The following is a 12,214-nucleotide window of genomic DNA, read 5'->3' on the forward strand; positions in this document are numbered from 1 at the left end:
CCTGGAGCCCATGGTCGAGCTCGCCCTGAACGTCGTGCTGGTCCTCACCAGCGTGCTGCTCGTGGTGCTGATCCTGCTGCACCGGGGCAAGGGCGGCGGCCTGTCCTCGATGTTCGGCGGTGCGGTGTCCTCGCAGCTGTCCGGCTCCTCGGTCGTCGAGAAGAACCTCAACCGGCTCACCGTGTTCACCGGCGCGATCTGGACGGTGTGCATCGTGACTCTCGGCATCCTGCTCAAGGTCTGAGCGTCACGCTCCGCACGCGTTGCGGCGAAAACGTGATCGAGCAGACGCGTCCCAGGCCATAGACTGCGCGGGCGGTGCGACCCGCGCCGCGGAACGACGTCATGGCACGTCGCAGAGCAGGTCGGTCCTGAGGGGGGCGCTCGTGGCTGGTGGCAACGCGATCCGGGGGACACGGGTCGGTGCGGGTCCGATGGGTGAGGCCGAGCGCGGTGAGGCCGCGCCGCGCAACCGGATCGCCTACTGGTGCAGTCAGGGGCACGAGACGCGGGTGGCCTTCGCCTCCGACGCCGAGGTCCCCGAGTTGTGGGACTGCCCCCGGTGCGGCCTGCCGGCCGGCCAGGACGAGCAGACGCCGCCCCCGGCGCCGCGCACCGAGCCCTACAAGACCCACCTCGCCTACGTCCGCGAGCGGCGCAGCGACGCCGACGGCGACGCCCTCCTCGAGGAGGCCCTGGCGAAGCTCCGCGCTCGTCGCGGCGCGTGAACCCCTGAGGGGCGGAGGCTCAGGCCTCCGCCCCCGGCAGGCGGCCGGCGGCCGCGGCGTCGAGCAGCCAGCGGGTGGCCCGGCGGCCGCGGGCCCCGGCCGCGGGCAGGTCGACGGGGTCCGCCCCGCCCAGCGCGCTCGCCACGGCGTCGGCCTTGCCCTCGCCGGAGACCAGCAGCCACACCTCCTCGGCGCTGGTGATGGCCGGGAAGCCGAGGCTCAGCCGGGTCGGCGGGGGCTTGGGGCAGTCCCGGACGGCGACCACCGGCCGCTCGTCCGTGGCCGCGGGCGAGTGCGGGAAGATCGACGCGACGTGACCCTCCGGTCCCATCCCCAGCAGCAGCACGTCGAAGCGGGGCAGCGGGCCCTCGCCGGCGGCCGCCGCGAGCTGACCGGCGTACCACTCGGCGGCGTCCTCGGGCTCGGCGAAGCCGGCGTCGGAGGCGGGCAACGCGTGCACCCGCCCGGCCGGCACCCCGACCCGGTCCAGCAGGGCCGCGCGGGCGCCCTTCTCGTTGCGCTCGTCGTCGTCGGCGGGCACGAACCGCTCGTCGCCCCACCAGACGTCGACCGCCGTCCAGTCGACCCGCTCCCGCGCCGGCTCCTCCGCCAGGTCGGCCACCAGCCGCAGCACGGCGGTGCCGACGCCACCGCCGGTGAGCACCACCGACGCCGTCCCGTGCACCGCCTGGGCGGCCGCCAGCCGGGCGACCAGCGCGGTGGCGGCCACCCGGGCGAGCACCTCGGCGTCGGGCTCGACGACGACGTCGGGCACCGGCCCGTCGGTCCGCTCGGCCAGCCGGGCGACGATGCGGTCCCCGGGGGTCGGCGTCACCGGACCACCTCGGGCGCGGTCGGGTCCGGGGTGTCGTGCTCGCCGTGCTCGGCGACCTCGTCGGCGCCCTCGGAGTCCGCGGGCACGGTCGGCGCCGCGCCGTGCGGGCTGCCCGCGCCGACGCCGCCCGCGCCGCCGTCCCCGGTCCCGTCCGCGGGGACCTCCTCGGCCACCCCGCCGGAGCCGCCGTGCTCGGCCGGGTCGACCCACACGTGCGCGCGGACCGAGGCCCGTCCGACCAGCCCGGAGACGCCGGTGGTGGCCTCGAGGGCCTCCGCGTAGGGCTCGTCGGGGTCCAGCCGCCGCAGCTCCTCGCCGAGCAGGTCACCGAGCGGGCGGTCGGGGAGCGCCACGGTGGCGTCGGGGCGGAAGGGCTGGCTGATCACCGCGCCGCCGCGGCGGTCGGCGTGCACCCGGACCTCCTCGTCCTGGTCCAGCTGCAGCACGACCGAGTCGACGCCACTGGGCCCGGGGTGCCGGCTGGCCTGGACGACGTCGATCGGGGCGCCGGAGCGCGACTGCAGCCAGCCGGCCAGCAGCTGCGCCGTCGCCGCGCCCGGGTCGCCCTCGACCCGGCCGCCGAGCACCCGCACCGCGTCGCCGCGGCGGCCGGAGACCGAGTCCACCGCGGAGGTGAGCGTCGCCCGCCACGGGGTGGTCCGGGTCCAGGCCAGGTCGGTGTCGCCGGGGGCGTAGTCCTCCGCGCGGGTGCGCAGCGCCCGCAGCTGGTCCTCGGCGGTGACGCTGTCGGTGATCCGCCGGTCGGCGATGACCGCCAGCGCGTCGGTGGTCAGCCGCGTCGGCGCGTTGCAGTGCCACCAGGTGACCACGGGCGCGTCGGCGGCCAGCAGCGGCAGCACGACCGACTCGGCGTGCAGCGCCAGCCGTCCGTACATCCGCATGACGACGGCCTCACCGGGGCCGAGCCGGCCACCGATCGAGACCTCGGCGTCCAGCCGGGGCACCGGCGCGTCGATCTGCCGGCGCACGACGACGAGGATCCGGCAGGGGTGCTGCTCGGCGGCGGTGGTCGCCGCATCCTCGGCCTCGGTGACCCGGCTCTCGTCGGCGACGACGACCAGGGTCAGCGCGACCCCGGACAGCACCGCGCCGCCGGTCCGCCGCTGCGCGGCCAGCTCCTTGACCACGGCCGAGCCGGTGGTGTCCCAGAGGGTCGTCATCGGGTGTCCTCCCGTCGGGTGCCGCTGCTCCGGGGTCCCCGCGGAGACGTGGAGCGCAGCGGAGCGTCTTCGTGGGGTGGGTTCACGGGCGCCGCCACCGGCGGCCCTCGGCGGCGAGCATGTCGTCGGCGGCCCGCGGGCCCCACTCGCCGGCCCGGTACGGCTCCGGCGTGCTGCCGGCCCAGAACTCCTCGAGCGGGTCGATGACCGACCAGGACGCCTCGACCTCGGCGTTGCGGGGGAACAGGGTCGCGTCGCCGAGCAGCACGTCGAGCAGCAGCCGCTCGTAGGCCTCGGGGCTGGCCTCGGTGAACTGCTCGCCGTAGAGGAAGTCCATGGACACGTCCCGGACCTCCATGACGCTGCCGGGCACCTTCGACCCGAACTTGAGGGTGACCCCCTCGTCGGGCTGCACGCGGACGACCAGCTGGTTGTTGCCCAGCTCCTCGGTGTCGGTGTCGGCGAAGGGCAGGTGCGGCGCCCGCTTGAAGACCAGCGCGATCTCGGTGACCCGGCGCGGCAGCCGCTTGCCGGTGCGCAGGTAGAACGGGACGCCGGCCCACCGGCGGGTCTCCACGCCCAGGCGGACCGCGGCGAAGGTCTCCGTGTTCGACGCGGGGTCGACCCCCTCCTCCTGCCGGTAGCCGGTGGCCCGCTGACCGGCCAGCCAGCCCTGCTCGTACTGGCCGCGGACGGCGAAGGTGCGCAGGTCCTCGGGCAGCGACACCGCCCGCAGCACCTTGAGCTTCTCGGTGCGGATCTCGTCGGCCGAGAACTCGACCGGCTCCTCCATGGCGGTCAGCGCCAGCAGCTGCAGCAGGTGGTTCTGCAGCACGTCGCGCGCGGCGCCGGTCTTCTCGTAGAAGCCCGCGCGCCCGCCGATGCCGACGTCCTCGGCCATGGTGATCTGCACCGAGTCGACGTGGTGGCCGTTCCACACCGGCTCGAACAGCGTGTTGGCGAACCGCAGCGCCATCAGGTTCTGGACGGTCTCCTTGCCCAGGTAGTGGTCGATGCGGAACACGTCCTCGGCGCTGAACACCGAGTCGACCAGCTCGTTGAGCTCCCGGCTGGAGGCGAGGTCGGTGCCGAAGGGCTTCTCGACGACGACCCGCCGCCACCGGTCGGGCGTGCTCTCGGCCATGCCGGTGCGCTGCATCTGCTTGAGCACGACGGGGAACATCGCCGGGGGGATCGACAGGTAGAACGCCGCGTTGCCGCCGATCCCGTGGCTGCCCTCCAGCTCGTCGAGCGTGGCGGCCAGCTCGTCGAAGGCGTTGTCGTCGTCGAAGGAGCCCTGGACGAAGCGGACGTTGCCGGCCAGCCGCTCCCAGACCTCCTCGCGCCACGGGGTGCGGGCGGCCTTGCGGGCGGCGTCGCGGGCGAGCTCGGCGAAGTCCTGGTTCCCCCAGTCGCGCCGGGCGAGGCCGAGCAGCGCGAAGTTGGTGGGCAGCAGCCCCCGGTTGGCCAGGTCGTACACGGCCGGGAGCAGCTTCTTGCGGGCCAGGTCGCCGGTGATGCCGAAGACCACGAGAGCGCACGGTTCGGGGACGCGCGGCAGCCGCCGGTCGCGCGGGTCCCGGAGCGGGTTGGGGATCATGGGCCCTCCTCGAGGGTCGTGCCGGGGCGCTCGCCGGGGGACGGCCCCCGGCCGAGCACGGGGTCAGGCGGCGGCGCGCAGCAGCTGGTCGATGCCCGCGGACCGGTCGGTCAGGTGCAGGTGCAGCAGCGGGCGCCCGCGGTCGGCCAGCGCCTGCCGGTCCCCGGCGGCCTGCGCGGCCTGCAGCGTGCCGAAGGAGTACGGCCGGTCGGGGACGGGCAGGTCCTGCGCCACCGCGCCGGTCACCTGCAGGTACGCGCCGACCTGGGGCCCTCCCGCGTGGTACTGGCCGGTGGTGTGCCGGGACCGCGGCCCCCACCCGAAGGTCACCGCGTGCTCGGTGCGCCCGGCCAGGGCGGCCCGCAGCTCGCCGGCCCGGGCGTCGGCCCGCCGGTCGAGGTAGGCCGTCACCGCGAGGTACCCCCGGGGCGGCACCGCGGCCAGCAGCGCGTCGAGGGCCAGGGTGAGCGCGTCGGTCTGGGACAGGTCGACGCCGTCGAGCACGCCGCCGGAGGCGTGCAGCTGCACCGCGCCCAGCGTGGTCACCGGCCGCTCCTCGGGCAGCCCGCCGTCGAGGGTGCCGGCGGTGTCCGCCGCGCTGCCGGTCACGTCGGGCCGGTCGAACGGGTCGATCCCGAGCACCCGCCCGGCCACCGCCGTCGCGTACTCCCAGCCGAGGAACTGTGCACCGAGCGGGCCGGTGACGCCGACGGAGGGCCGGCCCTCCACCGGGCTGCCGCCCAGGACGACGAGCAGCGCGTCCGGCGCCGCCACGCCGGGGGCGTCGAGCGACTCCAGGACGACCGGCAGCACCCCGCGGCCGTGCTTGCCGGTGGCCCCCGCGATCAGCTGCTCGACCCACGCGCCGAGGCCCACGGTCCGCGGGCCGCCGCTGCCCGGCCCGCCGTCGGCCAGCGCGACCTTGTCCCGGCCGGTGCGGAAACCCGCGCCGATCGCCACGCCCAGCTCCAGCGCGGCGTTGCCCGGTTCGGCCAGGTGCTCGGCGAGGTCGGCGGCGTCGTCGAGCAGCGGGGTGACGTCGACGCCGGCCAGCGCCGCGGGCACCAGGCCGAAGGCCGACAGCGCGCTGTAGCGGCCGCCGACGTCCGGGTCGGCGAGGAAGACCGCCCGGGCGCCCATCGCCGCCGCCGTGTCCGCCAGCGGCGAGCCCGCGTCGGTGACGACGACGAACCGCCGGCCCACCTGGGTGTCGTCCAGCCCGGCCTCGGCGAAGGCGGCGAGGAACGCGCGCCGGTGGCTGTCGGTCTCCACCGTGTCGCCGGAGGGGGAGCTGACCACGACGACGGTGCGGTGCAGGTCGGTCATCGCCGCGGCGACCTGGCCGGGGTCGGTGCTGTCGAGCACGACCAGCGGCACGCCCGCCGTCCGGCAGACGACCTCCGGTGCCAGCGACGAGGCGCCCGTCCCGGCGAGGACCACGCGGTCCAGGCCCTCGGCGGCCAGCTCGGCGCGCAGCGCGGCCAGCGGGGCGACCAGCTCCCGGCTGGTCGCCGGCAGGTCGAGCCAGCCGAGGCGGACGGCCGCCTCGGCCTCGGGGCCCCAGAGGGTGGCGTCCTTGCCGACCAGCCGGCCGGCGACGTCGTCGCCGGCCAGCTGGGTGCGGACGACCTCCGGGACCTCGAGACCACTGCTGAGGACCCGCAGGGTCACGCCTTGTCCTCCAGCTGTTCGCGCACCGAGGTGGTCAGCTCGTCCCACGAGTCGACGAACTTCTGCACGCCCTCGTCCTCGATGACCTGGAAGACGTCGTCGAGGTCGACCCCGGCCTCGGCGACCGCCTTCATCGTCGCGGCGGCCTCCTCGTAGGTCTTCTGCACCGGGGTGCCGGGGCTGCCGTGGTCGGCGTAGGCCATGAGCGTCTTCTCCGGCATGGTGTTGACCGTGCCGGGGGCGATGAGCTCGCTGACGTAGAGGGTGTCGGGGTAGTCGGGGTTCTTGACGCCGGTCGAGGCCCACAGCGGCCGCTGCGGGCGGGCGCCCTCGTCCTCCAGCGCCTTCCAGCGGTCGGAGGAGAAGACCTCCTCGTAGGCCTGGTAGGCCAGCTGGGCGTTGGCCAGCGCCGCCTTGCCCTTGAGCGAGGGGTCGGCCCCTGCCTCGTCCAGCCGCTTGTCGATCTCGGTGTCGACGCGCGACACGAAGAAGGACGCCACCGAGGCGATGTGCGACAGCTCGGCGTCGGGGTCCTCGGCCCGCCGCTGCTCCAGCCCGGACAGGTAGGCGTCCATGACGGCGCGGTACCGCTCGGGGCTGAAGATGAGGGTGACGTTGACGCTGATGCCGCGGGCGATCGAGGTGGTGATCGCCGACAGCCCCTCCTCGGTCGCCGGGATCTTGATGAACAGGTTGGGCCGGTCGACCAGCCACCACAGGTGGGCGGCCTCGGCGGCGGTCGCGTCGGTGTCGTGCGCGAGGCCGGGGGCGACCTCGAGCGACACCCGGCCGTCCCCGGGCTGCCGCTGGGCGACCGGCGCCAGCAGGTCGCAGGCGTCGCGGACGTCGGCGGCGGTGATGGTGCGCAGCGCCTCCTCGACGCTCACCTTGCGGACGGCGAGCGCGTGCAGCTGGTCGTCGTAGGACTCCGACCCGCTGATCGCCGCGGCGAAGATGGTCGGGTTCGTGGTGACGCCGACGACGGAGTGCTCGTCGACGAGCGACTGGAGGTTGCCGCTGCGGATGCGGTCGCGGGACAGGTCGTCGAGCCAGACGGCGACGCCGGCCTCCGACAGCTCGGCCAGCTTCTCGTTCTGTGCCATGGTCAGGTTCCTTCCGGACTGGTGGTGTGCGGCCCCCTGCAGGGTCCCGCCGCGGGCTCGCGAGTGGTGGGGGGCAGGAGGTCGTTCTTCAGCGGTCGCCGGTCGGGTGGGGCAGGCCACCGGTCGCCGCGACCGGACCGGCCGGCACGGCGGCGCCGGAACGGGCCGCCTCGATGCTCTCGCGGGCGGCGGCGACGACGGCCTCGTCGGTGAGCCCGAACTCCTCGTAGAGGACGGAGTAGGCGGCGCTGGCGCCGTAGTGGGTCAGGCCGACGATCCGCCCGGCGTCGCCGACGAACTCCCGCCAGCCCATGGGGACGCCGGCCTCGACGCTCACCCGGGCGCGGACCGTCGGCGGCAGCACCTCGTCCTTGTAGGCCTGGTCCTGGTCGGCGAACCACTCGACGCAGGGCACCGAGACCACGCGGGTCGGGACGCCGTCGGCCTCCAGCCGCTCGCGCGCGGCCACGGCGATCTGCACCTCCGAGCCGGTGCCCAGCAGGATCACCTCGGGGCTGCCGTTCGAGGCGTCGGCCAGCACGTAGGCGCCGCGCGCGGTGCCCTCGGCCGGGCCCATCTGCGAGCGGTCGAACACCGGCAGGTTCTGCCGCGACAGCAGCAGGCCGGCCGGGCGGTCGTTGTTCTCCAGCACCGTGCGCCAGGCGACGGCGACCTCGTTGGCGTCGGCCGGGCGGACGACGTCGAGGCCGGGCATCGCGCGCAGCGCGGCGAAGTGCTCGATCGGCTGGTGCGTCGGGCCGTCCTCGCCGAGGCCGATCGAGTCGTGCGTCCACACGTAGGTGACCGGCAGCTGCATGAGCGCCGCCAGCCGGACCGCGCCGCGCATGTAGTCGGAGAAGGTGAGGAAGGTGCCGCCGTAGACGCGGGTCCCGCCGTGCAGCGCGATGCCGTTCATGATCGCGCCCATGGCGTGCTCGCGGACGCCGAAGTGCAGGGTCCGGCCGTAGGGGCCGCCGTTCCACATCTTGGTCTGGCGGTCGGCCGGCAGGAACGACGGCTCGCCCTCGACGGCGGTGTTGTTGCTCTCCGCCAGGTCGGCCGACCCGCCCCACAGCTCGGGCAGCGCCGGGTAGAGGGCGGCGAGGACCTTGCCCGACGCCTTGCGGGTGGCCACGCCCTTCGGGTCGGCGTCGAAGGTGGGCAGGGCCTCGGCGAAGCCCTCGGGCAGCCGGCGCTCGCGCATGCGCTCGAGGAGGGCGGCGCGCCCGGGCTCGGCCTGCGTCCAGGCGTCGAAGCGCTGCTGCCACTCGGCGTGCTCCTGCCGGCCCCTCTCGACGACCGAGCGGGCGTGGGCGAGCACCTCGTCGTCGACCTGGAAGGTCTGCTCCGGGTCGAAGCCGAGGAGCTCCTTGGTGGCCCGCACCTCGTCGTCGCCGAGCGCCGAGCCGTGCGCGGCGCCGGTGTTCTGCTTGTTCGGTGCCGGCCAGGCGATGATCGTCCGCAGCACGATGATGGACGGGCGGCCGGTCTCGGCCTTCGCGGCGGCGAACGCGGCGTCCACGGCGGCGAGGTCCTCGCCGTCGTCGACGTGCTGCACGTGCCAGCCGTAGGCCTCGTAGCGCTTGCCGACGTCCTCGGTGAAGGCGACGGTCGTGTCGTCCTCGATGGAGATCCGGTTGTCGTCGTAGACGAGCACCAGGTTGCCCAGCTGCTGGGTGCCGGCCAGCGAGCAGGCCTCGCCGCTGACGCCCTCCTCCAGGTCGCCGTCGGAGGCGAAGGCCCAGATGGTGTGGTCGAAGAGGCTCTCGCCCTCGGGGGTGTCGGGGTCGAGCAGGCCGCGCTCGCGGCGGGCGGCCATCGCCATGCCCACGGCGTTGCCGACGCCCTGGCCCAGCGGGCCGGTCGTCGTCTCCACGCCGGGGGTGTGGTTGACCTCGGGGTGGCCGGGCGTCTTCGAGCCCCAGGTGCGCAGGGCCTGCAGGTCCTCGAGCTCGAGGCCGTAACCGGAGAGGTACAGCTGCACGTACAGCGTCAGGCTCGAGTGGCCCATCGACAGGACGAACCGGTCCCGGGCGACCCAGTTCGCGTCGGTCGGGTCGTGCCGCAGCCACTTGTGGAAGAGCAGGTAGGCGGTCGGCGCCATGCTCATCGCGGTGCCGGGGTGGCCGTTGCCGACCTTCTGCACGGCGTCCATGGCCAGCACGCGGGCGGTGTCGACGGCCCGGCGGTCGAGGTCGCCGAGGTCGTCGGGCAGCGTCGGGTGCGGCTGGCGGGGCGAGCCGGTCGGGGTGTCGCTCGCGGCCTCGGCGGGGGCCTCGGACTCGGTGCTCCGGGTGTCCGTGGCGTTGGTGTCCATGTCGGGCGGTGCTCCTCGAGGTCGGCCGTGCACGGGGCCGTCCGGGGGACCGGTTCCCCGTGCTCCCGGGCGGTTGACGCGGTTCGGTGCCCGGCAGGGCGCCGTGCCTCCGGGCGTCGCTGACCCGAGGCGCCGTCGTCGTCACCGACGGCCCTACCCGCTGCTCGCGCACCGTCAACGTGATCGAACCCTAGTCATCCCGGCCGGTCGCCGGGATGGCCGCGGGCTACAGTGGGAGCCGTTGCATCCCCGGTTCGAAGGGACCTCCGTGCTGCCTCCCCGCTCGGTGGTGCCCTGCCGCCCGTGCCCGCGCGCGCGGGGGACCGTCCGGTGACGGCGATCTCCGAGCGACCGGTCGTCTCCACCCGCCGGGTGTCCGCCGTGGTGGGCGCCTACGTGGCGCTGACCAAGCCGAAGCTCGTCGAGCTGCTGCTGGTCACCACGCTGCCGGCGATGATGATGGCCGCCGACGGCTGGCCCTCCTGGCAGCTGGTGGGCGCCACGATGGTCGGCGGGATGTTCGCCGCCGGCGCGGCCAACACCTTCAACTGCTGGTACGACCGCGACATCGACCGGTTGATGTCCCGCACGCGCAACCGGCCGATCCCCGCCGGGGTGGTGTCCCCGCAGGCGGCCCTGGTCTTCGGGGCGGTGCTCGCCGCGGCGTCGTTGGCACTGCTGTGGGTGGCCACCACACCGCTGGCCACGGCGCTGGCCGCGGTCGCGATCCTGGCCTACTCCGTCGTCTACACGATGGTGCTCAAGCGCCGGACCCGGCACAACACGGTCTTCGGGGCCTTCCCCGGGGCAGCGCCGGTGCTCATCGGCTGGGCGGCGGTGACCGGCTCGCTCGACTGGCCGGCGCTCGCCTTCTTCGCCGTCGTCTTCTGCTGGCAGATGCCGCACTTCTGGGCGCTGGCCAGCCGGTACCGCGACGACTACGCCCGCGCCGGCGTCCCCATGCTGTCCGTCGTCGCCGGCCCGGCGAGCGTCGGCCGGCAGTCCGTCGCGTGGGCGTGGGCGACCCTCGGGGCCACCCTGCTGATGGGATCGCTCAGCCCTGTCCTGAACTGGGCCTTCGCCATCGGAGGGGGACTCCTCGGCGCGTGGTACGTGGCCGAGTCCCACCAGTGGCTCAACCGCATCCGGAGCGCTGTGCCCGACCGGCCGATGCGGCTCTTCTCGGTGTCGATCACGCACATGACGCTGCTGTCGATCGCCATCGCCGTCGACGTCCTCGTCTGAGGACGAGGAGCTCCCCGCCCCGTCCCTCGGGGGCCCGGGTCCATCCAGGGGAGGCCCGTCGACGGGTGGAACCCGCCGGCGCGGCCCGCTCGGGCAGGGCCACCCTCCCGGTGTGACGACACGGGCGACGCTGCGGCTCTGGCGGGACGAGGAGGGTTGGGGCGTCGTCGACTCACCGGGAGACCCCTGGGGGCTGCTGGGTCGGCTTCAGCCAGGTCCTCGTGCCCGGGTACCGGGCGCTGCGGCCGGGGCAGGAGGTCGAGCTCGACCACGAGGCCGCGGAGCAGGACGGCTACGCGTACCGCGCGGTGCGGGTCTGGCCGGCCGGCGCCGAGCCGGCGGACGCGCCCGCCGACCCGCCGTCCGCCGCGTACACCAGCACGCTGACCCTCACCGTCGACGACCGGGACCGGCCCGGCTGAGCCATGGCCGGCGCCGTGGCCGGCGCGGCGGTGCCGGGTGGGGCCTCAGCGGGTGGCGGCCGCGCGGACGGCGGCGGTGTCGAGCGGCTGCTCGCTGGCCGGTCCGCGCACCGACCAGACCAGCCGGGCGGTGAACACCGCGACCAGCACCGCGCCGAGCATGTGCAGGAGCACCAGCACGACCGGCAGCCCGGTGAAGTACTGGGCGAACCCGACCAGTCCCTGCGCGAGCTGGACGACGAGCAGGTCGCGTGCGGCGCGCGTGACGCGGCCGGGGGAGTCGGTGGCGTACAGGGCCACCAGCATCGCGACGGTCAGGCCGACGAGCAGGAAGACGGCGTCGGCGTGCACCTGGCTGATCGTCTCCAGGTCGAAGCCCATGCGGTCGCCGGTCGGGACGTCGTTCTCGTCGACGTCGCCGCTGTGCGGGCCGCTGCCGGTCACGAGCATGCCGAGCACCAGGACGGCGGCGGTGACCGCGGCGACGCCCCCGACCAGACGGGCGAGCGGACGGCGGACCAGCGGCTGGCCGACGCCGGGCTCCCGCGAGCGCAGCCACAGGACGGTCGCGATCGCGATGAGCACCATGGAGATCAGGAAGTGCGCGGCGACGGTCCACGGGTTCAGCCCGGTGAGCACCGTGACCCCGCCGAGGCCGGCCTGGGCGGGGATGCCCAGGAAGCTGAGCAGGGCCAGCGGGCGCAGGTCGCGGCGCGGCGACCGCCAGACCGCCACGACCACGGCCAGGGCCACGGCGGCGAGCACGAACGTCAGCGTGCGGTTGCCGAACTCGATGACGCCGCGGACGCCCATCTCGGGCGTGGTGACCAGGCTCTCCTCGGTGCACGTGGGGAACGTCGGGCAGCCGAGGCCGGAACCGGTGAGCCGGACGGCCCCGCCCGTGACGACGATCGCACCGTTCGCGACCAGGTTGACGAGGGCGACCCGCGAGACGAGCGAGGGGGTGACCTGCACGTCCCGATGCTAGCCGCGCGGACGGGCGCCTCCTGTTCGCCCAGGGCGGATCACACGGTGGAAGCGCGGGCCGGCGTCCCGCGCTGTACGGGGCGCGAGCGACCGAGACGCCGCGGTGTCGGTGCGCGCATCCGGGT

General features: G+C 75.0%; 11 protein-coding genes. 4 read left to right on the forward strand and 7 right to left on the reverse strand.

What is annotated here, in order from left to right:
• Positions 1 to 10 precede the first annotated feature (10 nt).
• On the forward strand, positions 11 to 244 hold the full coding sequence (secG, locus tag JOD57_RS22150; protein ID WP_204693994.1) for a preprotein translocase subunit SecG: 234 nt from the start codon (positions 11 to 13) through the stop codon (positions 242 to 244).
• Between the two features lie 142 nt (positions 245 to 386).
• Positions 387 to 728 (forward strand): RNA polymerase-binding protein RbpA, encoded by a 342-nt coding sequence (locus JOD57_RS22155; RefSeq protein ID WP_204693995.1) that lies wholly within the window; start codon positions 387 to 389, stop codon positions 726 to 728.
• A gap of 19 nt (positions 729 to 747) precedes the next feature.
• Here the strand turns inward: JOD57_RS22155 and pgl are convergent, their stop codons facing one another.
• The 6 genes from pgl to tkt form a co-directional block, all read right to left on the reverse strand.
• Positions 748 to 1,563: a 6-phosphogluconolactonase gene (gene pgl / locus JOD57_RS22160; RefSeq protein WP_204693996.1), complete on the reverse strand. Its 816-nt coding sequence runs from the start codon at positions 1,561 to 1,563 to the stop codon at positions 748 to 750.
• Complete coding sequence (locus JOD57_RS22165; protein WP_204693997.1) at positions 1,560 to 2,744, reverse strand: glucose-6-phosphate dehydrogenase assembly protein OpcA; 1,185 nt, start codon at positions 2,742 to 2,744, stop codon at positions 1,560 to 1,562. The genes pgl and JOD57_RS22165 overlap by 4 nt, the downstream gene beginning before the upstream one ends.
• An 82-nt stretch (positions 2,745 to 2,826) precedes the next feature.
• On the reverse strand, positions 2,827 to 4,344 hold the full coding sequence (zwf, locus tag JOD57_RS22170) for a glucose-6-phosphate dehydrogenase (protein ID WP_204693998.1): 1,518 nt from the start codon (positions 4,342 to 4,344) through the stop codon (positions 2,827 to 2,829).
• Positions 4,345 to 4,407: 63 nt separating this feature from the next.
• Positions 4,408 to 6,015 carry a phosphoglucose isomerase-related protein gene (locus JOD57_RS22175; protein WP_204693999.1) on the reverse strand — a complete coding sequence of 536 codons (1,608 nt, stop codon included), beginning with the start codon at positions 6,013 to 6,015 and terminating at the stop codon, positions 4,408 to 4,410.
• Positions 6,012 to 7,118, reverse strand: coding sequence for a transaldolase (gene tal, locus JOD57_RS22180; protein WP_204694000.1), 1,107 nt, complete (start codon positions 7,116 to 7,118; stop codon positions 6,012 to 6,014). Before tal ends, JOD57_RS22175 begins: the two co-directional genes overlap by 4 nt.
• A gap of 88 nt (positions 7,119 to 7,206) precedes the next feature.
• Positions 7,207 to 9,435: a transketolase gene (tkt, locus tag JOD57_RS22185; RefSeq protein WP_204694001.1), complete on the reverse strand. Its 2,229-nt coding sequence runs from the start codon at positions 9,433 to 9,435 to the stop codon at positions 7,207 to 7,209.
• 330 nt (positions 9,436 to 9,765) lie between these two features.
• Here tkt and JOD57_RS22190 point away from each other — a divergent pair, with 330 nt between their 5' ends.
• Complete coding sequence (locus JOD57_RS22190; RefSeq protein WP_204694002.1) at positions 9,766 to 10,680, forward strand: heme o synthase; 915 nt, start codon at positions 9,766 to 9,768, stop codon at positions 10,678 to 10,680.
• 221 nt (positions 10,681 to 10,901) lie between these two features.
• Positions 10,902 to 11,102 (forward strand): hypothetical protein, encoded by a 201-nt coding sequence (locus JOD57_RS22195; protein WP_204694003.1) that lies wholly within the window; start codon positions 10,902 to 10,904, stop codon positions 11,100 to 11,102.
• Positions 11,103 to 11,147: 45 nt separating this feature from the next.
• Here the strand turns inward: JOD57_RS22195 and JOD57_RS22200 are convergent, their stop codons facing one another.
• Positions 11,148 to 12,077, reverse strand: a complete 930-nt coding sequence (locus JOD57_RS22200; RefSeq protein ID WP_204694004.1) for a COX15/CtaA family protein — start codon at positions 12,075 to 12,077, stop codon at positions 11,148 to 11,150.
• Positions 12,078 to 12,214 lie beyond the last annotated feature (137 nt).

This window comes from Geodermatophilus bullaregiensis, from assembly GCF_016907675.1.
Classification (GTDB): domain Bacteria; phylum Actinomycetota; class Actinomycetes; order Mycobacteriales; family Geodermatophilaceae; genus Geodermatophilus; species Geodermatophilus bullaregiensis.